This window comes from Candidatus Polarisedimenticolaceae bacterium (genome assembly GCA_036376135.1).
GTDB lineage: Bacteria > Acidobacteriota > Polarisedimenticolia > Polarisedimenticolales > DASRJG01 > DASVAW01.
In genome coordinates this window covers 1-22,322 of the sequence record DASVAW010000166.1, presented here as the reverse complement: position 1 = coordinate 22,322, position 22,322 = coordinate 1, and the positions used below count along the sequence as shown (strand labels likewise).

23 protein-coding genes are annotated in these 22,322 nt (G+C 70.4%); 18 read left to right on the top strand and 5 right to left on the bottom strand.

The window, feature by feature from the left end:
• The 4 genes from VF139_18230 to VF139_18215 all read left to right on the top strand — a co-directional run.
• Nucleotides 1-309, top strand: a 309-nt coding sequence (locus VF139_18230) for a hypothetical protein (GenBank protein ID HEX6853341.1), incomplete at its 5' end; no start/stop codon positions are given.
• A gap of 1 nt (nucleotide 310) precedes the next feature.
• On the top strand, nucleotides 311-1,150 hold the full coding sequence (locus VF139_18225; protein ID HEX6853340.1) for a hypothetical protein: 840 nt from the start codon (nucleotides 311-313) through the stop codon (nucleotides 1,148-1,150).
• Nucleotides 1,131-2,426, top strand: coding sequence for a nickel-dependent hydrogenase large subunit (locus tag VF139_18220; GenBank protein ID HEX6853339.1), 1,296 nt, complete (start codon nucleotides 1,131-1,133; stop codon nucleotides 2,424-2,426). Before VF139_18225 ends, VF139_18220 begins: the two co-directional genes overlap by 20 nt.
• Nucleotides 2,423-2,899: a hydrogenase maturation protease gene (locus VF139_18215; protein ID HEX6853338.1), complete on the top strand. Its 477-nt coding sequence runs from the start codon at nucleotides 2,423-2,425 to the stop codon at nucleotides 2,897-2,899. The genes VF139_18220 and VF139_18215 overlap by 4 nt, the downstream gene beginning before the upstream one ends.
• Here the strand turns inward: VF139_18215 and VF139_18210 are convergent.
• On the bottom strand, nucleotides 2,889-3,404 hold the full coding sequence (locus VF139_18210; protein HEX6853337.1) for a hypothetical protein: 516 nt from the start codon (nucleotides 3,402-3,404) through the stop codon (nucleotides 2,889-2,891). The two genes, VF139_18215 and VF139_18210, sit on opposite strands and share 11 nt — an antisense overlap.
• A 183-nt stretch (nucleotides 3,405-3,587) precedes the next feature.
• Nucleotides 3,588-5,003, bottom strand: a complete 1,416-nt coding sequence (locus tag VF139_18205; protein HEX6853336.1) for a S1 RNA-binding domain-containing protein — start codon at nucleotides 5,001-5,003, stop codon at nucleotides 3,588-3,590.
• Between the two features lie 91 nt (nucleotides 5,004-5,094).
• On the opposite strand from VF139_18205, the gene VF139_18200 reads away from it, so the two are divergent.
• The 8 genes from VF139_18200 to VF139_18165 all read left to right on the top strand — a co-directional run bounded on the left by VF139_18200 (nucleotide 5,095) and on the right by VF139_18165 (nucleotide 13,244).
• Nucleotides 5,095-6,291 carry a DUF2062 domain-containing protein gene (locus VF139_18200; protein ID HEX6853335.1) on the top strand — a complete coding sequence of 399 codons (1,197 nt, stop codon included), beginning with the start codon at nucleotides 5,095-5,097 and terminating at the stop codon, nucleotides 6,289-6,291.
• Nucleotides 6,292-6,302: 11 nt separating this feature from the next.
• The gene (locus VF139_18195; protein ID HEX6853334.1) at nucleotides 6,303-7,286 is read left to right on the top strand and encodes an NAD(P)H-quinone oxidoreductase; all 984 of its coding nucleotides are present in this window, start codon (nucleotides 6,303-6,305) and stop codon (nucleotides 7,284-7,286) included.
• Nucleotides 7,287-7,447: 161 nt separating this feature from the next.
• Complete coding sequence (locus tag VF139_18190) at nucleotides 7,448-8,050, top strand: YceI family protein (protein ID HEX6853333.1); 603 nt, start codon at nucleotides 7,448-7,450, stop codon at nucleotides 8,048-8,050.
• 82 nt (nucleotides 8,051-8,132) lie between these two features.
• Nucleotides 8,133-8,834 (top strand): pirin family protein, encoded by a 702-nt coding sequence (locus VF139_18185; protein ID HEX6853332.1) that lies wholly within the window; start codon nucleotides 8,133-8,135, stop codon nucleotides 8,832-8,834.
• Nucleotides 8,835-8,939: 105 nt separating this feature from the next.
• Nucleotides 8,940-9,179, top strand: coding sequence for a helix-turn-helix transcriptional regulator (locus VF139_18180; protein HEX6853331.1), 240 nt, complete (start codon nucleotides 8,940-8,942; stop codon nucleotides 9,177-9,179).
• Nucleotides 9,180-9,228: 49 nt separating this feature from the next.
• A complete protein-coding gene (locus tag VF139_18175) occupies nucleotides 9,229-11,238 on the top strand; it encodes an oligopeptide transporter, OPT family (GenBank protein HEX6853330.1) in 2,010 nt (669 codons plus the stop codon).
• 61 nt (nucleotides 11,239-11,299) lie between these two features.
• Complete coding sequence (nrfH, locus tag VF139_18170) at nucleotides 11,300-11,782, top strand: cytochrome c nitrite reductase small subunit (protein ID HEX6853329.1); 483 nt, start codon at nucleotides 11,300-11,302, stop codon at nucleotides 11,780-11,782.
• 16 nt (nucleotides 11,783-11,798) lie between these two features.
• Entirely contained in the window at nucleotides 11,799-13,244 is a 1,446-nt protein-coding gene (locus VF139_18165; protein ID HEX6853328.1) for an ammonia-forming cytochrome c nitrite reductase subunit c552, read from the top strand.
• Here the strand turns inward: VF139_18165 and VF139_18160 are convergent.
• The 3 genes from VF139_18160 to VF139_18150 are packed head-to-tail and all read right to left on the bottom strand — an operon-like array spanning nucleotide 13,186 to nucleotide 16,548.
• Entirely contained in the window at nucleotides 13,186-13,947 is a 762-nt protein-coding gene (locus tag VF139_18160) for an RES family NAD+ phosphorylase (GenBank protein HEX6853327.1), read from the bottom strand. The genes VF139_18165 and VF139_18160 overlap by 59 nt on opposite strands.
• Complete coding sequence (locus tag VF139_18155; GenBank protein HEX6853326.1) at nucleotides 13,907-14,281, bottom strand: antitoxin Xre-like helix-turn-helix domain-containing protein; 375 nt, start codon at nucleotides 14,279-14,281, stop codon at nucleotides 13,907-13,909. Before VF139_18155 ends, VF139_18160 begins: the two co-directional genes overlap by 41 nt.
• 17 nt (nucleotides 14,282-14,298) lie before the next feature.
• Nucleotides 14,299-16,548, bottom strand: a complete 2,250-nt coding sequence (locus tag VF139_18150) for an MMPL family transporter (GenBank protein HEX6853325.1) — start codon at nucleotides 16,546-16,548, stop codon at nucleotides 14,299-14,301.
• A 36-nt stretch (nucleotides 16,549-16,584) separates the two neighbouring features.
• On the opposite strand from VF139_18150, the gene VF139_18145 reads away from it, so the two are divergent.
• The 6 genes from VF139_18145 to VF139_18120 form a co-directional block, all read left to right on the top strand.
• Nucleotides 16,585-17,361 (top strand): hypothetical protein, encoded by a 777-nt coding sequence (locus VF139_18145; GenBank protein ID HEX6853324.1) that lies wholly within the window; start codon nucleotides 16,585-16,587, stop codon nucleotides 17,359-17,361.
• Nucleotides 17,361-17,993, top strand: coding sequence for a hypothetical protein (locus VF139_18140; protein HEX6853323.1), 633 nt, complete (start codon nucleotides 17,361-17,363; stop codon nucleotides 17,991-17,993). The genes VF139_18145 and VF139_18140 overlap by 1 nt, the downstream gene beginning before the upstream one ends.
• 193 nt (nucleotides 17,994-18,186) lie before the next feature.
• A complete protein-coding gene (locus VF139_18135; GenBank protein HEX6853322.1) occupies nucleotides 18,187-19,302 on the top strand; it encodes a hydrogenase small subunit in 1,116 nt (371 codons plus the stop codon).
• Nucleotides 19,303-19,315: 13 nt separating this feature from the next.
• A complete protein-coding gene (hybA, locus tag VF139_18130) occupies nucleotides 19,316-20,224 on the top strand; it encodes a hydrogenase 2 operon protein HybA (protein HEX6853321.1) in 909 nt (302 codons plus the stop codon).
• Nucleotides 20,221-21,411 carry a Ni/Fe-hydrogenase cytochrome b subunit gene (hybB, locus tag VF139_18125; protein ID HEX6853320.1) on the top strand — a complete coding sequence of 397 codons (1,191 nt, stop codon included), beginning with the start codon at nucleotides 20,221-20,223 and terminating at the stop codon, nucleotides 21,409-21,411. The genes hybA and hybB overlap by 4 nt, the downstream gene beginning before the upstream one ends.
• Nucleotides 21,412-21,427: 16 nt before the next feature.
• Nucleotides 21,428-22,322, top strand: an 895-nt coding sequence (locus VF139_18120; GenBank protein ID HEX6853319.1) for a nickel-dependent hydrogenase large subunit, incomplete at its 3' end; no start/stop codon positions are given.

Genomic DNA, 22,322 nt, shown 5'->3' with positions numbered 1-22,322 from the left:
GACCGCGCCGAGGGCGGGTGGCACGGACGCGTCGGGTTCGTCACGAACCTCGTCGACCTGCCGCAGTTCTCCGCCGCCGAGTCCGTCGCGTTCGTGTGCGGCCCGGAGCTGATGATGCGTTTCTCCTGCCGCGAGCTCGCGAGGCGGGGGATCCCGACCGACCGGATCCACGTCTCGCTCGAACGCAACATGAAGTGCGGCTGCGGGCTGTGCGGGCACTGCCAGCTGGGCCACGTGTTCGTCTGCAAGGACGGACCGGTGTTCCCGCTGCGGGAGGTCGCGGGCCTCGTGAGCGTGCGGGAGCTGTGAGATGGCGCCGCGAAAGCCGAAGCCCAAGCCCAAGCGCGCCGGCGACGGCGAGACCCCGGGGGACGTGAGGCCCAAGCTCGCCGTCTGGAAGTTCGCCTCCTGCGACGGTTGCCAGCTGACGCTGCTCGACTGCGAGGACGCCCTCCTCGAGATCGCCGCGAAGGTCGAGATCGCCAACTTCCCCGAGGCCTCGCGTGCGATCGTCCGCGGCCCCTACGACGTCTCCCTCGTCGAGGGGTCGATCACGACCTCCCACGACGCGGAGCGGATCCACACGATCCGCCGCGCGTCGAAGGTCCTCGTCGCCATCGGCGCCTGCGCGACGTCCGGGGGGATCCAGGCCCTGCGCAACTTCGCGGAGGTCGGCGGCTGGATGACCGCCGTGTACGGCCGTCCCGACGCCATCCCGACCCTGCGCGCCTCGACCCCGATCTCCGACCACGTGAAGGTCGACTTCGAGCTTCACGGATGCCCGATCTCCAAGGAGCAGCTGATCCGGGTGCTCGGGGCGATCCTGCGCGGGAACGTGCCTCGCCTGCCGCACCACTCCGTCTGCCTCGACTGCAAGCGCAACGGCACCGTGTGCGTGACCGTGGCGGAGGGGCAGCCGTGCCTGGGCCCGGTGACGCGCTGCGGGTGCGGGGCGTTGTGCCCTTCGCACGGACGGGGGTGTTACGGCTGTTTCGGGCCGCTCGCCGAAGCGAACTTCGGCGGGATGGGCCGCCTGCTCGAGGTCAAGGGCGTGGACGCGGCCGGGCGCGCGCGCCTGTTCCGCGGGATCTACGGCGCCGCCGAGGCGTTCCGCGTGGAGAGCGAGAGCCATGGCCGGAACCGTACCTAGGAAGCTGCGCGTCGAGGTCCTCGCCCGGATCGAGGGCGAGGCGGGACTCGACATCGCCGTCAAGCGGGACGGCCGGGTCGAGGCCCATCTCGCGGTCTTCGAACCGCCGCGCCTGTTCGAAGGATTCCTGCGCGGTCGGGACTTCCGCGAGGCGCCGGACCTGACGGCGCGCATCTGCGGGATCTGCCCGGTCGCCTACCAGACGAGCGCCTGCCAGGCGATGGAACGCGCCTGCGGGGTGACGGTGGGCGGAGCGGTCCGCGACCTGCGCCGCCTGCTCTACTTCGGCGAGTGGATCGAGAGCCACGCGCTGCACGTCCACCTGCTGCACGGGCCGGACTTCCTCGGATACGAGAGCGGCATCCACATGGCGGCCGACCACCCCGAGCCGGTCGTCCGCGGGTTGCGCCTCAAGAAGGTCGGGAACGATCTCATGACCCTGCTCGGAGGGCGCGAGATCCACCCCGTCGGCATGCGCGTGGGCGGCTTCTGGAGAGCGCCCCGCCTCGAGGCGATGCGGGCGATGCGCGAGCCCCTGCTGCGCGCGATCGACGACGCCGTGGCGGCCGCTCGCTGGACCGGCACGCTCGACATCCCCGAGTTCGAGCGCGACTACCTCTTCCTCGCCCTGCGGCACGACGACGAGTACGCGATCGTGGACGGGCGCCTGGCGACGAACAACGGGTTCGACGCCGATGTGGACGCCTTCGAGCGGCACGTCGTCGAGGTCCACGCGCAGCACTCGAACGCGCTGCAGTCGACCTTCGACGGGCAGGCGTTCCTCACCGGGCCCCTCGCGCGATTCGCCCTCAGTCGGGAGCTGCTCTCCCCCCGGGCGAAGGAGGCCGCCCGCGAGCTCGGCCTGAACGGTCCGTGCATGAACCCCTTCCGCAGCATCCACGTCCGCGCCGTCGAGACGATCCACGCCGCCGAGGAGGCGCTCGCGATCGTCGAGCGCTTCGAACCGATCGAACGCGCCTACGTCGACGTCGAGCCGCGCGAGGGCTCGGGATGCGGCGCGAGCGAGGCCCCGCGGGGACTCCTCTATCACCGCTACCGGATCGACGCCGGCGGGAGCATTCTCGAGGCGCGGATCGTGCCCCCGACCGCCCAGAACCAGAAGTCGATGGAGGAGGACCTGGTGCGCTGGGTCGGAGCCCATCCGGAGCTGGACGACGAGCGCCTCGGGTGGACCTGCGAGCAGGCGATCCGGAATCACGATCCGTGCATCTCGTGCGCGACCCACTTCCTGCGCGTCCGCGTGAATCGCGAATGAGGTCCCGTTCGATCGCCCTCGTCTGCGGCGTCGGCCGCCGCGAGCGGGGCGACGACGCGGCGGGGCCGACGGTCGCCGACCGCCTCGCCCTGCGCGCGCCGGCGGGGGTGGAGGTCCGCGTCGTCGAGGACGACATCCTGGGCCTCGTGGACGCGTGGACGGGGCGCCAGCGCGTCGTCCTCGTCGACGCGATGGTCTCCGACGCCGAGCCGGGCACCGTGCGCCGCTTCGACGCGAAGGCGGAAGCCCTTCCCACCGTGCTCCGCGCGGTGTCGAGCCACGCCTTCGACGTCGGCGCGGCCGTGGAGCTCGCGCGGGCGCTCGGCCGACTTCCGGACTCGCTCGTGGTCTACGGGGTCGAGGGGCGCCGCTTCGAAGGGGGCAGCCCGCTGTCGACGGAGGTGGAGCGCGCGCTCGACGGCGTCGTCGAGCGCGTGCTCGCGGAGCTCGGGGGCGGGGGCGCTACATCGTGAACTTGCTCTCGGCGTGGCCGAGAACCTTCCCGTCCTTCCCCACCGCCTTCACGCTCCACCAGTAGGGCTTGCTCGCCGAGAATTTCGAGAGCTCCTCGTCGGTGAGCTCGACGCGATCCTGGTTGACCTTCTTCTGCAGGATGTCGGCCTGCCCGGGGAAGGTCCCGATCGCCAGGACGTAGTGGTCGCGCCCCGTGACGGACTGCCAGGCGAAGACCTTCGGCGGCTCCGCCAGCTTCCCGTACGCGGGAGCGCTGATCGACATCTGGACCCCTTCGCCCAGGACGGGTACGCCGATGCGCCCTCCCTCCGGCGACCTGAACGTCCAGACGACCACCGCGGTCACCAGCACGATCGAGAACGCCAGCACCGCCCACCGAACCCAAGTTCCCTTGGCTTTCGAACCTTCCATCTCCTCGAGCTCTTCGACCATGTGCTCGAGGGTGTGGTCGGCGGCCTGGTTCGGCGTCGCTCCGCCCCCCTGCTGCGCGCTCGGCTGAGCCATACAACTCCTCCTTCGAGGCGCCGGGCGGCTTCGCGGGCGCGCACGGCAGCCTCGCTCTCTCCTCCGAATCGGGCTTCAAGAACCATACCCGAGCCGGAGGGGTGAAGGAGCAGGTTTCTTGGGAATCGACGCGAACGGTTACGCGCGTCGAAGGGCAGCGGCGAAGTTTTTGCGGCGGCCGAGCTACTCGGCGTTGCGCTGCAAGGCGGCCTTGAGGGCGTCGCCGAGGTTCGTCCCGAACGTCCCCTGCGGCTCCTGGGGCTCGTGGCCCTCGCCGCCGTGCGGCCCCCGGTCGCGGTCCCGGTCGCGGTCCCTGCCTCGCGGCGACCGGTCCCGGCGCTCCTCGGCCTCGCGTCGCGCGATCCCCTCGGCGGCGAGACGGATCCGCTTGCCTCCGTCGACGACCTCGACGACTTCGCAGACGATCTCGGAGCCGACCGGGAACTTCGACTCGAACGGGTGGCCGTAGGGCACGCCCGTCCAGACCTTGGGCATGAGCCCGACCTTTCCCGGCGCCAGCCAGATGAACACGCCGAACGACTCGACCTTCTGGACGCGTCCGGTGACGTGCTCGCCGGCGACGATCTTCTCCTCGGGGACCGCCGCACCCGCGGCGTCCGCCGGGACGAGCGTCAGCCGGCGACGGGACGGATCGACGGCGAGGACCTGGAAATCCCGCTCCGTTCCGACGGCGAGCTCGTCGCGCCACGATCTCGACGAGGGCGGAAGCTCGCGCGCGGGAACGAGCGCCTCGAGACCGGGTCGGACCTCGACGAAGGCGCCGAAGTCGACGTGACGGCGAACCGTGGCGCGCACCGTGTCCCCGGGGTGATAGACGTCGGCGACGCCCGCCCAGGGATCGTCCTGCGCCTGCTTCATCGAGAGCGAGATCTTGCCGCTGGCCTCGTCGACCTTGAGGATCTTCACCTGCACGAAGTCGCCCGGCTTCGCGACGTCGGACGGCCTGCCGATGCGGGCGTGCGAGATCTCCGTGAGGTGCACGAGCCCGGTGACGCCGGCTCCGAGGTCGACGAAGACGCCGAAGTCGGTCGTGCGGGCCACGTGCCCGGCGGTCAGCGAGCCCTCCACGAGGGTCGCGCGAACGGCCTTCTGCTCGTCGCCTCGCTCCTCCTCGAGAAGAGCGCGCCTGGAGATCACGACGTCCTCGCCACCCCGCCGAAGCTGCAGGATCCGGAAGGCGTAGACCTTGCCGACGTGCTCTTCCGGATCCTCGACGCGATGGACGTCCATCTGGGAGTGAGGGCAGAAGCCGCGCAGGCGTCCCACGCGGACCTCGTAACCACCCTTGATGACCTTCTCGATCTTCCCTTCGACGGGAAGTCCGGCGCGCCAGGCGCGAAGGACCGCCGGATCGCGGGGGCGCGGCTTCCGGGGGCGGGATGCGTCACCTTCCGCGTGGGCCTCCCCTTCGGCGTGGGCCTCCCCTTCGGCAGGCGCGCCGCCCTCGGCGGTCGTCTCGCCGGCCACGATGGCCTCCGCCTCCGCGGGGACGGCCTCGGGGGCGAGTCCGGGGACCTCGGCCTCGCCGGGAAGGTTCTCGGCCTGCGTCCCCTCGGGGGACTCCTCGGGATGATCCATTTCGCTCACGACCCACCTCGAAGCGTGCATTCTGCCACACCCCCCCTCCGCCGAACAGCACGAGACACCGGGAGTATCCTTGGCTCCGTCGATGCAGCCGATCGCCGAACCCCGCCCCGCCCCCCCGGACGAGGGTGCCCCCACCGGTCCCCGACGCCGGTTCGGGAGGCTGCGCGGCCTCTATCTCACCCTCCGGACCGAGCACACGACGCCGGGGAAGATCGCGCTCGGCGTCGGGATCGGCGTCTTCGTCGGACTGAGCCCTTTCTGGGGGCTGCACCTGGGGATCTGCGTCCTGCTCGCGACCCTCTTCCGCCTCAACCGGGTCCTCGTCTACGCCGCCGCCAACGTGGCGTCGGTCGTCGCCCCGATCGCGGCGATCGTCCAGCTCGCGGTGGGCCACCGGATCCTCCGTCAGGTCTGGCTCGAGCTCTCTTGGGCGCAGTCGCGCGAGATCCTGGACGGGATCCGGAAGAACGGATGGATCGAGGGGTTGCTCAACCTCTCCGCCGACTTCCTCGTCGGAGGGGTCGTCGTGAGCGTCGTCCTCGGGGCGGTGGCGGGGGCGGCCACCTGGGTGTTCGCGCGATTCGGCCGCGAGGCTCAATCCTGGTACGAGCTCGTGGATCGCGTGACGGTGCGGTACCTCGAGGTGTCGATCCGCGATGCCGAGGCGGCCCGCCGCGCCCTGATCGTGAACCCGGCGTACGGCTTCCTTCTCGCCGAGCCCTCGTTCGCGTCCGCGCGACGCGTGATCGACCTGGGATGCGGAAGAGGCCTCGTCGCCGCGCTCGCGTTGGATGCGGGGCTGCCGGTTCCGGCAAACCGCGGCTACGTCGGCGTCGATCGATCCGAGCGGCACATCCGCGTCGCCCGGGAAGTCTACGGAGCGATCGACGGGCACGAGTTCCAGGCCGTCGATCTCCGCGATTTCGATCCGCCTGCCGCCGACCTCGTCGTGGTGTTCAACACGCTGCGATACCTGCCCGTTCCTTCGCAGGATGCGCTGTTGCGCCGTCTCGGACGCGCGCTCCCTCCCGGGGCCCGGGTGTTCGTGCGCGACATCGACGGCGGCGCGGGCTGGCGGGCGAAGGTCGCCGTCGTGCGGGATCTGCTCGGGGCGTGGCTCCCCGGGCGCGCCAGCACGGGACTGCACGTCCGGCGCGCCTCCGATATCCGGAACGCCCTCGTCGCCGCCGGGTTCGACGTCACCGACCGGACGACGGGGCGGCGAACCTCCCCGGCCCGGATCCTCCTCGAGGCGGTCCGCCGTCCGAAGCCGGTGTGAAGGGAGCGGGCATGCGAGCGGTCGTGATCCCCCGGTCCGGCGGCCCCGAGGTCCTCGAGATCCGGGAGGTGCCGGAGCCTTCCTTCGGTCCGCGGGAGGTGTCGGTTCGCGTCCGGGCGACGGCCCTCAACCGCGCCGACCTGCTTCAACGTCGAGGCCAGTATCCCGCCCCGCCGGGTGAGACCCAGGAGATTCCGGGGCTCGAGTTCGCCGGCGAGATCGAGGCGGTCGGCGCGCTCGTGCAGGGATACGCCCCGGGAGACCGGGTGATGGGGATCCTGGGCGGGGGGGGCTGCGCCGAGAAAGTCGTCGTGCACGAGCGGATGTGCCTGCGCGTCCCTCCGAGTCTGCGCTTCGAGCAGGCGGCCGCGGTGCCGGAGGCGTTCCTCACGGCGTTCGACGCGTTGATCGCGAGGGGGGGGCTCGTCGCGGGGGAGACGGTCGTCGTGACCGCCGCCGCGTCGGGGGTCGGAACGGCGGTCGCCGCGATCGCGAAGGCCTCCGGCGCGCGCGTGCTCGCGACGGCGCGCACCCCCGACAAGCGGCGGCGCCTCGAATCGCTCGGCGTGGACGGCGTGTTCGATCCGGGGGACGCGTCGATCGGCGAGCGACTCCGGTTCGCCGCGTCGGGAGACGGCCCCGATCTCGCCGTCGACTTCGTCGGGGCCTCCTCGTGGCCGTGGCTCGTCGAAGCCCTCGCGGTGCGTGGCCGGCTCGTGGTCGTGGGCACGTTGTCGGGCTCGAAGGTCGCGTTCGACCTCGGCGTCCTGCTGCGCAAGCGCCTGACGGTCGTCGGGACCGTGCTTCGCTCGCGCCCCGCCGAGGAGAAGATGACGCTCACGCAGGCGTTCGCGCGATCGATCCTCCCCATGTTGGCGACCGGCCGCCTGAGCCCGATCGTCGACCGCGTGGTCCCGATCTCCGAGATCCGCGCCGCCCACGCCGCGCTCGAGCGGAACGAGACCTTCGGGAAGATCGTCCTCGCCTGGGATTAGGGGGAAAAGGGGTCAGGCCCCTTTTTTCCCGGTTCCGCGGTCCCCGGCCGTCGCACGAGCCCCCGCTTGAAACCCTGCTGCTCCTAAGGTCGGTGGCACCGAGGTCGCCCTCGTGGTCCCATGCGGAACGACACCCAAACCCGAGCAGAGAGGGACAAGGCATGAAGCTGACGACGATCCTGGCCGCGACCGCGATCGCGGTCTCCCCCGCGCTGGCCGCGGAGTACACGATCGATACCGCGCACTCCGGGGCGCACTTCACCGTTCGCCACATGATGGTCTCCAACGTGAAGGGCGACTTCGCCGGCGTGAGCGGAAAGGTCGTCTGGGACGGCGACCCGAAGACCGCGTCGGTGGAGGCGACGATCGACGCCTCCACGATCGACACCGGCGTCGACAAGCGCGACGAACACCTGCGCAGCGCCGACTTCTTCGACGTCGCGAAGTACCCGACCCTCACCTTCAAGTCGAGGAAGGTCGAAGCCGCCGGTCCCGGCAAGCTGAAGGTCACCGGCGACCTGACCCTTCACGGCGTGACCAAGGAGGTCGTGCTCGACGTCGAAGGTCCTACGGCCGAGTTCAAGAACCCGTGGGGCAAGTCGGTCATCGGCGCGTCGGCATCGACGACCATCAAGCGCACCGATTTCGGCCTCACCTGGAACAAGGCCCTCGAGACGGGCGGCGTCCTCGTCGGAGAGGACGTGAAGGTCTCCATCGAGCTCGAGCTCGTGAAGTCCGACAGCCCCGCCAAGGCCTCGAAGTAACCCCGCTCATTCCGCGACGGCGCGACGTCCCTCCACGGGACGCCGCGCCCGCGGCTCGCCCGGTCCCTGGAAAGGAGCCGCCATGATCACCGTCCGCAGGTCCGACCAGCGCGGCGTCACCGACTTCGGTTGGCTCGACAGCCGCCACACCTTCTCGTTCGGCGAGTACCACGATCCCGCCCACATGGGCTTCCGGTCGCTGCGCGTCATCAACGACGACCGCGTGTCGGCGGGCTCGGGATTCCCGCGTCACGGCCATCGCGACATGGAGATCCTCACCTGGGTGCTCGAGGGCGGCCTCGCACACCGCGACAGCCTGGGGTCCGGTTCCGTGCTGCGCCCCGGCGATCTGCAGAAGATGAGCGCGGGGACCGGGATCCTGCACAGCGAGTTCAACGCGTCGGAGTCCGAGCCGGTCCACTTCCTCCAGATCTGGATCGTCCCCGAGCGGCCGGGGCTTCCCGCCGCGTACGAGCAGAAGCACTTCGACGAGGCGGCGCGGAAGGGGCGCCTGCTGCGCATCGCGGGCCGCCCCCCCCTCGCCGACGGGGCGCTCCCCATCCATCAGGACGTCGACCTGCACGTCGCCTCGCTCGATGCGGGCCAGGAGGTCGAACACGCGCTCGCGGCCCGGCGCCATGCCTGGATCCACGTCGCCCGGGGCGCGGTCGAGGTGAACGGGGTTCCGCTCGCCGAGGGTGACGGCGCCTCCGCCTCCGACGAGCCCCGCATTTCTGTGCGGGCGACACGGCCCTCGGAGGTTCTCCTCTTCGATCTGGCCTGATTTTCCTAGGGAAAACGCATGGTTGCCGCGACGCGGCGGCTCCATGTTAGGCTCCCGTTCGTGTTCCGGCGCCCCATAACCCAGCCGGACGGAAGGGAGAGGACCATGGAGCCCCCGGTCGCTCTGCCCGTTGCTGCCGAGCCGAAGCCGCCTCGCCTGTCTCCTCGGGAGGCCGAGGTCATCTCGCTTTTCGCAGCCGGGCACTCGTACAAGAGTGCGGCGGACACCCTAGGGGTCCGCATCGATACCGTTCGATTCCACGTCCGCGCGGCATACGCCAAGCTCCGCGCGCACTCCAAGGCGGAGGCCGTCGCCGCCGCCGCGAGGTTCGGCCAGCTGCGCTGATGCGGGTCCCGGCGTTGGAGTAGCATGCGCGGCTCGACAGGAGCCGCGCATGCACCTTCCCGAGAACGCCTTTCGAGAGCTGAAGCCGGGCGAGAGCTACACCCCGATCGTCCCGGCGAGCGAGGCGGCGCCGGAGGTCACGGCGCGCTCGATCGTCTTCGGACTCCTGATGACCGCGCTCTTCTCGGCCGCCGCGGCCTACATCTCCCTGAAGCTCGGCCAGGGGATCGAGTCGGCGATCCCGATCGCCATCCTCGCGATCGGGCTCTCCGCCGTCGCCCGGCGGAAGTCGGGGCTCCTCGAGAACGTCAACATCGTCGTCCTCGGCTCCACGGCCGGGATCGTCGTGGGCGGATCGACCTTCACGATGCCCGCGATCTTCGTCCTCGGGCTCGAGGCGAAATCCAGCTTCGCGCAGATCTTCGTGGTGCCCCTGCTCGGGGCGATCCTCGGCGTGTTGTTCCTGATCCCCTTCCGGCGCTATTTCGTCGCCGAGATGCACGGGAAGCTCCCGTTTCCCGAGGCCACGGCGACGACGGAGATCCTCGTCACCGGCGCCCGCGGCGGAAAACAGGCCTTCGTGCTGCTCTACAGCATGGGGCTCGGAATGTTCCTGGACTTCCTGGCGCTCCACCTCAAGGCGTGGCGCGACACCTTCACGACGACGCTTCTGCCCTCGCTCGACTGGTTCACGGAGAAAGCGAAGGCGATCTTCGTCCTGAACACGTCCGCCGCCGTCATGGGGCTCGGCTACATCGTCGGCCTCAAGTACGCGTCGATCATCGCCGCGGGGTCGTTCGTCTCCTACTACGTCTTCATCCCGCTGTTCGGCCACCTCGGCCCGCACGTCTCCCCGGAGGCCTTCCCGGGTCGACCTCCGCTGGCGGGCCTGGGCGCCGAGGACCTGTTCTACGACTACGTCCGCTACATCGGCATCGGGGCGATCTTCGCGGCGGGCGTGATCTCGGTCGGCAAGATGTCTCCCGTCATCGTCCAGGCCGTGCGTCGCGTGTTCGGCGAACTGGGCAAGGCCCGGTCGGCGGGGCACGAGGCCCCGCGCACCGAGCGGGACCTCCCGATGCCCTGGATCTTCGCGGGGGTCGCCGTCATCGCCCTGCTCCTCTTCGTCTACTTCCGGTTCGTGGTCCTCTCCGCCGCCCCGGAGCCGACGGTCACGGCGCTCGCGGCGCTCGGCCTTTCGGTCGGGATCTCCTTCCTGTTCGCCGCGGTCTCCGCGTGGGCGATCGCCGTCGTCGGCACGACGCCCATCTCGGGGATGACGCTGACGACGCTCATCCTCTCCGCGGTGGCGTTGTCCGCGATGGGGCTGAAGGGCCCCGACGGTCAGCTCGCCGTCCTCCTCATCGGCGGCGTCGTCTGCTCCGCGCTCTCGATGACCGGCTCGATGGTCACGATGCTCAAGGTGGGTTACTGGACCGGCGCGACCCCGAAGCGGATTCAATGGACGCTCATCGCGGGTTCGATCGTCGCGGCCGTCACGGTCACCGGCGTGATGTTCGTGCTCAACCAGTCCTACGGGTTCGTCAAGTCTCCCGCCCACGCGGAGCCGCTGCCCGCCCCCCAGGCGAACGCCATGGCCGCCGTGCTCGGCTCGGTGATGCTCGACGGCGAGGCGCCGTGGTTCCTCTACGCGATCGGGGCGGTGATCAGCGTCGCCGTCGAAATGGTGGGGGTCTCCTCGCTCGCCTTCGCCCTCGGCATGTACCTCCCGATCGACCTGAACACGCCGATCCTCGCGGGAGGCATCGTGAGCTGGCTCGTCGCCCGGCCGTCGGGCAGCCCGGTCCTCGACCGGGCGCGCATCAACCGGGGGACCCTGATCGCCTCCGGCTTCATCGCCGGCGGCGCGCTCGCGGGCGTGCTGGACGGCTTCATCAAGTTCGGCACCGACGGGGAGACCTTGTATTCGTTCGGGAACGACGGGGGACCCGGCAACCTGCTCGGCCTGGCGATCTTCGTCGCGGTGGGCTTGTTCTTGTGGTGGGACGCCCGCAAGGCGACGGAAGCGGAGGGCGCGGGTCCGCAGATCAGCCTGTAACCCTCAAATCGCGTGACTCCGGTCACGGATCAACGGACGTACGGGTCTAGAATCGGATCGCATGAACGGGGAGGCTCGGGACGGGAGACCGGTCATCGCGGCGGGGGTCGCGATCTGCGTCCTCTTCGGACTCGCGGTCGGGATCGGGTCGTACGTCTTCGTCTACGCGAAGGGGTACAGCTACCTCTCCAACGATCCCGACGCCTGCGCCAACTGCCACATCATGCGCGACGTGCACGACGGCTGGCAGAAGGGACCGCACCATGCGGTCGCCGTCTGCAACGACTGCCACACGCCGCACACCCTCGTCCGCAAGATGCTCGTGAAGGCCGAGAACGGGTGGCACCACTCGCAGGCCTTCACCCTGCAGAACTTCCACGAGCCGATCCGCATCCGGGACAAGAACCTCGCCGTGCTGCAGGAGAACTGCCTGCGCTGCCACGGGGAGTTCCTCGCCTCGATCGCGCCGCACGGCCGGATCGACGGCGACGACGTCAACTGCATCCGCTGCCACCGCGGCGTCGGGCACGGCCCGACGCGCTGACCCGAAGGAGCCCGCCATGCCCAAGCGCGCGTGGATCTATCTCGCGATCGTCGTCGTCTTCGCCGGCCTCGCGGCCGGACTGATGCTCCTCTACGAGAACATCGCGAAGCGCAAGGCCGAGGCCTCCCAGGTCGTGCTGCGCGTCACGGACGTCACCGAGGAGACCGTCGACCCCGCCGAGTGGGGGAAGAACTTCCCCCGGCAATACGACTCCTACAAGCGGACCGTCGACAAGGAGCGCACCAAACACGGCGGAAGCGAGGCGTTCCAGAAGCTCGACGACGATCCGCGCTGGCGCGTGTTGTTCGACGGATATGCCTTCGGCGTCGACTACCGGGAAGAACGCGGGCACGCCTACATGCTCCAGGACCAGCGCGAGACCGAGCGGGTCAAGAACTTCAAGCAGCCGGGGGCGTGCCTGCATTGCCACGCCTCGGTGATCCCCGCGTACTACAGGAAGGGCGTCGAGGCCGGGGCGGACGCGGCCGACCGCAAGGCGGCGATCCAGAAGGGGTTCGAGGTCGTGAACCCGATGCCGTACGAGGAGGCGACGAAGCTCGTCGAGCACCCGGTCTCCTGCGGCGACTGCCACGACCCGAAGTCGATGCAGCTTCGCGTGACGCGGCCGGGGTTCCTCAACGGCATCGCCGTGTACGCGAAGTCCGACGACGCCGCGCCCCACCTCCCCTCGATCGGGCGCTGGCGCGCGGGCGACCGCGCGAAGGACTACGACCCCAACGTCGAGGCTTCGCGGCAGGAGATGCGCTCGTTCGTCTGCGGGCAATGCCACGTCGAGTACTACTTCAAGCCTCCCGACAAGCAGCTCACCTACCCGTGGCATAAGGGGCTCAAGGTCGAGCAGATCGAGGCGTATTACGACGAGGTCGGCTGGAAGGACTGGACGCACAAGGTCGACGGGGCGCCGGTGCTCAAGGCGCAGCACCCGGAGTTCGAGACCTGGAGCCAGGGCATCCATGCGCGAAGCGGCGTCGCCTGCGCCGATTGCCACATGCCGTACCTGCGCGAGGGGGCGATCAAGGTCTCCGACCACCACGTGCGGAGCCCGATCCTCAACGTCGCCCGGGCCTGCCAACCCTGCCACCCCTACGGGGAGGAGGAGATCAAGGGGCGCGTCGAGCGGCTCCAGGACCGCACGAAGGACCTGATGATCCGCGCGGAGGAGGCGACGCTCGCCTGCATCCGCAGCGTGGATGCCGCGCGCAAGGGGGGCGCCTCGGACGCGTCCCTCGAGGACGCGATGGCGCTTCACCGGAAGGCGCAGTGGCGGCTCGATTTCGTCGCGGCGGAGAACTCGATGGGGTTCCACGCCTCCCAGGAGACCGCGCGCATCCTCGGCGAAGCGATCGACTACGCGCGACAGGGAGAGGTCGCCGCGATCCGCGTCAAGGCGCCGGCTGCGGCAACCGTCCCGACTGGAGGAACGACGACCGCGAAAAAGTGAGCGACTCGCGGGAGAAGGCGTCCTTCCTCAGGAACAGGACGCCCTCCCGGCTCGCGCGGCACCACCAGGTCCGCGTTTCGGACGGTCCGGCGGCGAAGGCGGAGGGAGAGAAGGCGGCGAATCCCGTGCCCCCCTCGGGATCTCTCGCGGAGGGGAAACGAAACGCCTCCACCCCGGCCGCGCGCATCGCCGCCCCGAGCGCCTGGCTTGCCCGATAGTCCCCCTTCGACGCGATCGCGGCCCGGTGGGCGTCGAACGGGGCGCGGGTGAGGTCGACCCCCTTGCGCGTGCGGTACGGGACCGAGAAGACCGAAAGCTCGGTCTCGAGCGACTCGAGGGGAGCGTGCGTTCCCTCGAGGAAGACCAGCCGGTAATACGCGACCTCCGCGAACACCGTGCGCAGCTCGTGCGCGCCGTACCAGAGGGAGCGCTCCGCCCGTGTCGCGAACCGCGACCCGTGCCGCAGCGGCGGGTAGCGGAACGACGTGGTCAGGAGGAAGTGGCGACCGCCGAAGGCGCGATCGCGCGGAAGCGCGGGCTTCGCCGACTCGATCAGCCGCTCCAGCACGGCCTGCTCGCCGAGGGTGTCGGTGAGCTTCGCGGTCGACACGACGTGCTGCGCCTCGACGGCGCGCCGCGCCCGCCCCGAGATCCCCCGGATCTCAGAGCTTCCCGCGCACCGCGTCCAGATATCCGACGACATCGACGAGCCCCGTGATGGTGCAGGCGAGCGCGGCGGGGACCCCGCCGAGGTGCCGGTTCTCCGCGTGCATCCACGCGCGGGCGTCCGCTTCGCGACCGCCGACGAGGGCGTCGAGGCTGCGGAAGGCGCGGACGAAGAGGATCGCGATCTCGCCCTCCTTCGACGACGGGTCGATCGGCCGACCGGACGCCACGCGGGACAACGTCGCCTCGCTCACCCCGAGGACGGCGGCCGCCTGGCGCTGACTGAGCCCGAGACGGTCGCTGGCGCGCAGGAACGCCTTCGCGAGGACCGCGCCTTCGGAGGCGACGGGGGCAACCTGGGACCGCGCCATGACGCTGAAAGACTAGGCTAAGAATCTTTCATTTGCAAGCCGGCGTCGGGTCGCTCGCGGAACACGATCCACAGCGCCGCGGGAAGGGCGGTGAAGTCGGCGAGCATCCCCAGCGCGAACGCCGACGCGGACATCACCCCGAACTGGCGCATCGGCGGGAGATCGGAGAGGGCGAGCGCGAGGAACCCGCCGGCGTTGATGAGCGTGGCGAACGCGACGGGCCTTCCCGCCACGAGCAGGGCGTGACGCAGCGCCTGCGCGCAAGTGCCGTTTTTCCGGCGCTCCTGGAAGTGATAGAAGAAGTGGATCTGGTCGTTCTCGCTCGCGCCGAGGACGGTCGAGGCGATGAGGATCGTCGCGACGTTGAGCGGGATCGACGCCCCGCGCATCACGAGGAACATCGCCAGGATCGCGAAGATCGAGGGGATCATCGCCAGCAGGCGGGCCGGCCCGCTCCGGAACACCGCGAGGAACGCGACGAAGATGATCGCCGCGGTCAGCACGAAGCTCTCGACGAGGGTCGGGACGAGGAACCGCGAGATCTTCGCCTGCAGGACGCCGTCCCCCACGACCCGCACGCTTGCGGAGGCGAGCGCGGGCACGTCGCGCGCGGCCTGCGCCCAGCACCTCTCGATCGCCTCCCGCAACGCCTCGAGCCCCTCCCACCCCTCGGCACGCGCGCGGACGGTGACGCGCGCCTGGCCGAGCGAACCGACGTCGACGAACCCCCGGGCCGCCGGCTCGGTCAGCAGGAGCTGCTCGAGGTCCGAGGCGAGCCTCGGCCACGCGGCCGGATCGTCCGGAAGGCGGTCTCCCCCGCCCCCGGCGTAGCGCATCCAGCGGAGCAGCGTCGTGGGCCCCGCCACCGCGGCGACCGACGGCTCCGCCTCGAGCCCGGAGGCGAAGCGCGAGAGGCCGCGGAGGACCTCCGGATCCAGGACGCTGCCGTCGGGGGTCCGCACCCACGCCTCGACCACCGTCAGTCCCCCCGCGGCGCGCTCGAACCGGAGGGTGTCGACGCGCAAGGGCAGGTCCCGGTCGAGATAGTCGAGGGCGTCGGTCTCCAGGCGCATCCCGGAGAGCGCGACGCCCCCCGCGACCATCACGGCCGTCGAGCCGATCACGAGCGGCCAGCGGAAGCGGAAGGAGAAGGGGATGATCCATTCGACGAGCGCCGGCCAGAAGCGCCCCGCGGTCAGGCGCTCCTGGTGCGTCGGGGTCCGCAACACGCGCTGCAGCGCCGGAAACAGCGTGAAGCAGACGACCCACGCGACGGCGAGCCCGGCCGCGGTCCAGACGCCCATCTCGTAGACCGGACGGATCTCCGACACGGCGAGCGCCGCGAACCCCGCGACCGCGGCGAGGACCGAGGCCGTGCACGGGAGGAACTTGTTGGCCAGCGCGCGCGCGTGGTGGTCCTCGAGCGCCGTGCCGTCCGGCTGTTCGACGTAGCGGGAGTGGAGGTAGACGAGGGTCGCGGTCGCCGTGATCAGGACGGTCAGCGGGACGAGCGACGAGACGATGCTGAACGCGAAGCCCAGCGGCCACGCGATCCCCACGCCCAGGGCGACCGCCGCCGCGAGGGTGAGGAGCACCGCCGCCAGCGCCCGCCAGGACCGGTAGAGGCCGAGCACGAGCAGGACCACGAACGCGCCGAAGAGCGGCATGTACCGTGCGGTCGCGCGCGCGGTCTCGCGCTCGAGGTACGACTCGACGTACGGGGCGCCGATCCGTCGGAACGGGATCCCCGCCGCCGCGGCGTCGATCGCCTCGAGCGTCGCGTCGCGCGCGGCCGCCCCCTCGACCCGGAGCTCGACGGCGACGGCGAGGAAGTCCGGGCCGACGAGCCCCTGCCGGCGAAGGAGCTCGGTCCCGGCCGCGAACCGCCGGAACTCCTCCACGTCCCGCCCCGGCCGGAGCCGTTCGAAGATCGAGGGCGCGGAAACGGCCGAGACACCCGGGATCGGGCGCAGCCGGTTCTCGAGCTCGACGACCCGCCGCACGACCTCGGCGGAGAACGGATCGCGCGCCTCGACGAGCAGGAGGATCCGGTCGCCCTCGGGGAAGGCCTCCTGGAAGGCGTGCGTCGCCGCGTGGTCCTCGTCGCCGGAGACGACGAGCCGGTCGATGGCGGCGTCGTGCGGGACCTTCAAGGCAAAGGCGACGGCGAACGGAACGAGCAGCGCGTAGAAGAGGAGGATCGGGACCCGCGCCGCGAGCACGCCGCGGAAGAGGCGCTCGAGGCGCCGACCGGCGGGGAGAATCATGGCGGCGGAGCCTAGCCCACGGGTAGGATCGGCGCCATGCTCCGGACGCTCCTTGCCTGCCTCGTCGTCCTCGCCGCGCCCCCGGCCGCGGCCTCCGATCGCATCGTGTTCTGCGCTCCCGGTTATCCCGGCTCGACCGCGCAGGCGCAGCCGGCGATGGACGCCTTCGCCGCCGCGCTCGCCTCCGCCTCGAAGAGGGCCGCGGGCGACATCTCCGCCGTCTACCACGAGACCGAGGCGGCGGGGCTCGAGGCGCTGAGGGCCGGAGAGACCACCCTCGCCATCGTCCCCTGGCCGTTCTTCGTGAAGCATCGCGAGGCGCTGGGGCTCCAGGCCCAACGCACGCTCGTCCCGAAGGGCTCTCCCGCCCCGGAGCGCTGGTCGCTCGTCGCGGGGAAGGGGAAGGTCGCCGGAGCGTCCGACCTCTCGGGGTTCCGGCTCGTCACGGGCGCCTCCTACGCCCCGGCGTTCGTGAGCGACGCCCTCGCCGCGTGGGGAGCCCTCCCGGCCGACGTCGCGCTCGAACCGGCCGGCTCGATCCTCACCGCCCTGCGCCGGGCCGCGGGCGGCGAGAAGATCGCGCTCCTCCTCGACGGCGCGCAGGGGGCGTCGATGTCGACGCTCCCCTTCGCGGCATCCCTCGAGGTCGTCGCGAGATCGCCGGAGTATCCGCCCGCGGTCCTGTGCCGGATCCGCGGGCGCGGCGGGAAGGCCACCGCCGCTCTCCTCGAGGCCCTCGACGGATTGCCGGGGACCCCCGAGGGGCGCGCCGCGCTCGAAGGCCTGCGCCTCGAGCGGATCCTCCCCCGCTGATGCGGCGGACCCTCGCCCTCGCCGTCGTCGCCGCGACGGGATGCGCCCCCGCGCTGCGTCCCGTTCCCGCGACGGCGCCGACCCTCCCGGCCGAAGTGCGGATCGCGCGCGCGAAGGAGCTCGCGCGCGCGGCCGACCACGCGCCCGAACCCGCGCAGCGCGAACGGTTGGCCGTGGAGGCGGTCGAGACCGCCCAGCCCTGCGGCACGCGACCCGACTGCGCCTATTGGCTCGCGGTCGCGATCGGTCTGCAGGCGAGGGAAAAGCCCACGACCGCCGCGGACGGCATCCCGAGGATGCTCGCGCTTCTCGCAAAGGCGGAGGCCGGTGAACCCGCCCTCGAGCGGGGCGGCCCCGCCCGCGTCGCCGCGCTCGTCCTGCTTCGCGCCCCCGGCTGGCCCCTGGGGCCCGGCGATCCCGAAGCGGGTCTCGAATCGGCACGGCGCGCGATCGCCATCGATCCCGAGTACCCCCCGAATCGGCTGGCGCTCGCCGAGGCGCTGATGAAGACGGGCGATCGCGGCGGCGGCGAGGAGGAGGCCCGCGCCGCCGCGGAGGCCGCGCGCGGCTGGGACGACCCCGATGCCGCCGATTGGGCGCGGGACGCGGAGCGGCTGCTGAGCTCCCGCTGAAAACTCTGCGGCCCGCCTCGGGTCCGGATCTGCCGTATCCGCAATTTCTTCGGTTGACCCCCGCACTTCCCCCGTGCCCGCCCCCCCGGGGCCTTATCCAATCGCGGATGCCCGGGTCCGATTTTGGATCGCCATTTGCAAATGCGGTCGGCGGCCCCATCGACCAAGCCCTTACGAGGCGGGAGGCAGGCGGATGAATCGAACCTTTACGCTCGACGACGTCTTCAGGACGCCAGGCGGGGAGCTCCCCCGGCGCGACTTCATGAAGGTCGCGACCTTGGCGGCGGCGGCCGTGGGGCTGTCCTCGTCTGCGGCGGCCAAGGTCGCCGAGGCGGCGGCAGCGGGCAAGAAACCCTCCGTGGTCTGGCTGCACTTCCAGGAGTGCACGGGTTGCACCGAGTCCCTCCTTCGGACGGCGAACCCCGACCTGGCGGAGGTGATCCTCGATCTCGTGTCGATCGACTATCACGAGACGTTGCTCGCGGCGGCCGGTTACCAGGCCGAGAAGTGCCTGCACGACACGATCGAGGCCAACGCCGGCAAGTTCATCTGCGTCGTCGAGGGAGCGATCCCGACCGCGATGGACGGCCGGTACTGCATGATCGCCGGCAAGACCGCCGTCGACATGCTCAAGGAAGTCGCCGACAAGGCGGCGGCGGTGATCGCGATCGGGTCGTGCGCTTCGTGGGGCGGGATTCCCTCCGCCGACCCGAACCCCACCGGCTCCGTCGGCGCCAACAAGATCGTCACGAACAAGCCGGTCGTCACCCTCCCGGGCTGCCCGGCGAATCCGTACATCTTCCTCGGCACCGCGCTGCAGTTCGCGACCTTCGGCACCCTCCCGGCGCTCGACGAGCTGGGCCGCCCGCTCCACGCGTACGCGCGCGTGATCCACGAGGACTGCCCCCGGCGCCCGCACTTCGACGCCGGCCGCTTCGCGCAGCAGTACGGCGACGAAGGGCACAAGAACGGGTATTGCCTCTACAAGCTCGGCTGCAAGGGCCCGCAGACCCATGCGAGCTGCTCCCTGCTGAAGTTCGGCGAGACCGACTCGTGGCCGATCGGCATCGGCCACCCCTGCTTCGGGTGCACCGAGCAGAAGATCGGCTTCCGCGTCGCTCTGCACGACACGGTCGAGATCTCGCGGCCGACGCCGCCGGACACCTACCCGCCGATCGACGCCGATCACCGGAGGATCAGCCCGGTGGCCACCGGCGTGGCCGGTCTCGTCGCGGGCGCGATCGCCGGCGCGGGCTTCATGGCCTCGAAGAAGCTCTCCGATTCCGACTCCGACGAAGCCAAGAAGTAACGGGAGGATGGCGATGGATCCGAACCGGAGATCGGTTCTCAAGGGTCTGGCGACGGCAGGCGCGGCCACCGCGTGCGCCTCCGCGCCCGCCATGGCCCGTCAGCGCAAGGAGGCCCCGGCGGACGCGCTCGGCCTCCTCTACGACACCACCCGCTGCATCGGCTGCAAGGCCTGCGTCGTCGCCTGCGGGCAGGCGAACGACCTCGCGCCGGACACGAACGACCCGGAGACCGCGCATTTCAATCCGGGCCTTTACGACGCCCCGACCGACACGAACGGCTCGACCAAGACGGTCATCAAGCTGTACAAGAAGGAGGGGGATCCCCAGACCTCCTTCATGAAGTCCCAATGCATGCAGTGCATCGACCCCGCCTGCGTCGGGGCCTGCATGGTGGGCGCCTTCCAGAAGCGCGAGCACGGGATCATCACCTGGAAGGGCGACCTGTGCATCGGCTGCCGCTACTGCCAGATGGTCTGCCCGTTCAACATCCCGAAGTTCGAGTGGAACAAGGCCAATCCCACGATCGTGAAGTGCGAGCTGTGCCGGCACCGCCTGGCCGAGGGCAAGCAGCCCGGCTGCACCGAGGTCTGCCCGCGCCAGGCGGTCATCTACGGCTCCCGCGAGCAGCTGCTCGCGGAGGCGAAGGCCCGCATCGCGGCCAACCCCGGACGCTACTACCAGGACCGCGTGTACGGCGAGAACGACCTCGGCGGGACGCAGACGATGGTCCTCTCCCACGTCAACTTCGAGAAGATCGGACTTCCCGAGCTCGGCGAAGAGGGCGTCCCCGACCGGCAGCAGACGATCCACCACGGGATCTACCAGGGATTCGCCGCGCCGATCGCCCTCTACGGGATCTTCGCCGCGGTGCTCTGGCGGAACCGCCGCCGCGAGGCGGCGGCGAACGAGGAGGGCCGATGAGCCACGCACACTCCGCCGCCCCCGTGGGCGGAACGATCTGGACCCGACCGTTCAAGGTCCTCTTCGCGATCTTCGTCCTCGGCATGGCGTTCACGGCCTGGCGGTTCGCCGTCGGGATCGGCCCGGTCAGCGGGCTCTCGGACGGCTACCCGTGGGGGATCTGGATCGCCTTCGACGTGGTGACGGGGACCGCGCTCGCCTGCGGCGGGTACGCGGTGGCGCTGCTCGCCTACATCCTCAACAAGGGGAAGTACCACCCCCTGGTCCGTCCGGCGGTCCTCACGTCCGCCCTGGGCTACACCCTGGCCGGCATGTCGATCGCGATCGACGTCGGGCGCCCCTGGTGGATGTGGAAGATCCCGCTCCAGTTCTGGAGCTGGAACCTCAATTCGGCGCTCCTCGAGGTGGCCCTGTGCGTCATGGCGTACATCGTCGTCCTCTGGATCGAGCTGGCGCCGGCGTTCCTCGAGACCTGGAAGAAGAACAACTGGATGGGGCTCGCCTCGCTCTCCGAGAAGCTCCTTCCCGTCCTGGACCGGGCGCTGCCGTTCATCCTGGCGCTGGGCCTGCTCCTGCCGACGATGCACCAGTCGTCGCTGGGCACGGTCATGCTCCTGACCGGCCACAAGCTCCACCCGCTGTGGAACTCGCCGTTCCTTCCGCTCCTCTTCCTGCTCGGCTGCATCAGCATGGGGTACGCCGTCGTCGTGTGGGAGTCCACGCTGTCGTCGTGGCTGCTCAAGCGGCCGAGCGAGCAGGGGATCCTCGCGGACCTCGCGAAGGCGGTCGTCCCCTTCTCGGTGGTCTTCCTCGTGATCCGGTGGGCGGACCTCGCCTGGCGCGGCGCCCTCGGTTCCGCCTTCCAGCCGAACCTGCTGGCGTTCATGTTCTGGGTCGAGCACCTGCTGCTCATCGCCAGCTGCGTCATGGTCCTGTCCAGGCGCGCCGCGACCGATCGCGGCTTCCTCTTCCAGGCGGCGATGCTGATGATGCTGGCCGGCGGCGTCTACCGCTTCGACGCGTACATCATCGGGTTCAACCCGGGCGACAACTGGGCGTATTTCCCCGCCGCCCCGGAGCTGCTCATCACGGTAGGGCTCGTGGCCCTCGAGATCCTGGGGTACGTCGTGATCATCAAGCTGTTCCCGATCCTTTCCGGCGCGCCCAAGGCGCCCGCTCGCGGTTGAGAGGCCGAGGAGACTCATGAGCAAGAGAATCGTCGTCGACCCGATCACCCGGATCGAGGGCCACCTCCGCATCGACGTCGAAGTCGACGGCGGGGTCGTGAAGGACGCCTGGGCGTCCGGCACGATGTACCGGGGCATCGAGACCATCCTTCTCGGCCGCGACCCCCGCGATGCGTGGCTGTTCGCGCAGCGCTTCTGCGGCGTCTGCACGACCGTGCACGCGATCGCCTCGGTCCGCGCGGTCGAGAACGCGCTGAACCTCGAGATCCCGTACAACGCGCAGATGATCCGCAACATCATGGTGGCCGCGCACGCGATGCACGACCACATCGTCCACTTCTACCATCTGTCGGCGCTCGACTGGGTCGACGTGGTGTCGGCGCTGAAGGCCGACCCGGTCGCGGCCAGCAAGCTCGCCGAGAGCCTCTCGCCGTGGCCGCACAACGGCGTGAAGGACCTGCAGGCGGTCAAGGACCGTCTGGCGGGATTCGTGGCGAACGGCCAGCTCGGCATCTTCGCGAACGGCTACTGGGGCCACCCCGCGATGAAGCTCCCGCCGGAGGTCAACCTCCTCGCGGTCAGCCACTACCTGCAGGCGCTCGACTACCAGCGGCGCGTGAACAAGGTCGTCTCGGTGCTGGGCTCCAAGACGCCGAACATCCAGAACCTCGCGGTCGGCGGCGTCGCCAACGCCATCAACCTCGACAACCCCGCCACGCTCAACATGGCGCAGCTCTTCAAGATCAAGACGATGCTGGACGACGTCGTGGCGTTCATCCAGCAGGTCTACCTCCCCGACGTCTGCGCGATCGGCGCGCTCTACGCCAACTGGCTCCCGTACGGCAAGGGCGTGACCAACTACCTCGCCGTCCCCGACCTGCCGCTCGACACCAAGGGCACGCAGTTCGACC

Bases quoted from the DNA above. Each gene is read 5' to 3' on its own strand.
- VF139_18225 (HEX6853340.1), top strand. From the start codon at position 311: ATGGCGCCGCGAAAGCCGAAGCCCAAGCCCAAGCGCGCCGGCGACGGC.
- VF139_18220 (HEX6853339.1), top strand. From the start codon at position 1,131: ATGGCCGGAACCGTACCTAGGAAGCTGCGCGTCGAGGTCCTCGCCCGG.
- VF139_18215 (HEX6853338.1), top strand. From the start codon at position 2,423: ATGAGGTCCCGTTCGATCGCCCTCGTCTGCGGCGTCGGCCGCCGCGAG.
- VF139_18210 (HEX6853337.1), bottom strand. From the start codon at position 3,404: ATGGCTCAGCCGAGCGCGCAGCAGGGGGGCGGAGCGACGCCGAACCAG.
- VF139_18205 (HEX6853336.1), bottom strand. From the start codon at position 5,003: ATGGATCATCCCGAGGAGTCCCCCGAGGGGACGCAGGCCGAGAACCTT.
- VF139_18200 (HEX6853335.1), top strand. From the start codon at position 5,095: ATGCAGCCGATCGCCGAACCCCGCCCCGCCCCCCCGGACGAGGGTGCC.
- VF139_18195 (HEX6853334.1), top strand. From the start codon at position 6,303: ATGCGAGCGGTCGTGATCCCCCGGTCCGGCGGCCCCGAGGTCCTCGAG.
- VF139_18190 (HEX6853333.1), top strand. From the start codon at position 7,448: ATGAAGCTGACGACGATCCTGGCCGCGACCGCGATCGCGGTCTCCCCC.
- VF139_18185 (HEX6853332.1), top strand. From the start codon at position 8,133: ATGATCACCGTCCGCAGGTCCGACCAGCGCGGCGTCACCGACTTCGGT.
- VF139_18180 (HEX6853331.1), top strand. From the start codon at position 8,940: ATGGAGCCCCCGGTCGCTCTGCCCGTTGCTGCCGAGCCGAAGCCGCCT.
- VF139_18175 (HEX6853330.1), top strand. From the start codon at position 9,229: ATGCACCTTCCCGAGAACGCCTTTCGAGAGCTGAAGCCGGGCGAGAGC.
- nrfH (HEX6853329.1), top strand. From the start codon at position 11,300: ATGAACGGGGAGGCTCGGGACGGGAGACCGGTCATCGCGGCGGGGGTC.
- VF139_18165 (HEX6853328.1), top strand. From the start codon at position 11,799: ATGCCCAAGCGCGCGTGGATCTATCTCGCGATCGTCGTCGTCTTCGCC.
- VF139_18160 (HEX6853327.1), bottom strand. From the start codon at position 13,947: ATGTCGTCGGATATCTGGACGCGGTGCGCGGGAAGCTCTGAGATCCGG.
- VF139_18155 (HEX6853326.1), bottom strand. From the start codon at position 14,281: ATGGCGCGGTCCCAGGTTGCCCCCGTCGCCTCCGAAGGCGCGGTCCTC.
- VF139_18150 (HEX6853325.1), bottom strand. From the start codon at position 16,548: ATGATTCTCCCCGCCGGTCGGCGCCTCGAGCGCCTCTTCCGCGGCGTG.
- VF139_18145 (HEX6853324.1), top strand. From the start codon at position 16,585: ATGCTCCGGACGCTCCTTGCCTGCCTCGTCGTCCTCGCCGCGCCCCCG.
- VF139_18140 (HEX6853323.1), top strand. From the start codon at position 17,361: ATGCGGCGGACCCTCGCCCTCGCCGTCGTCGCCGCGACGGGATGCGCC.
- VF139_18135 (HEX6853322.1), top strand. From the start codon at position 18,187: ATGAATCGAACCTTTACGCTCGACGACGTCTTCAGGACGCCAGGCGGG.
- hybA (HEX6853321.1), top strand. From the start codon at position 19,316: ATGGATCCGAACCGGAGATCGGTTCTCAAGGGTCTGGCGACGGCAGGC.
- hybB (HEX6853320.1), top strand. From the start codon at position 20,221: ATGAGCCACGCACACTCCGCCGCCCCCGTGGGCGGAACGATCTGGACC.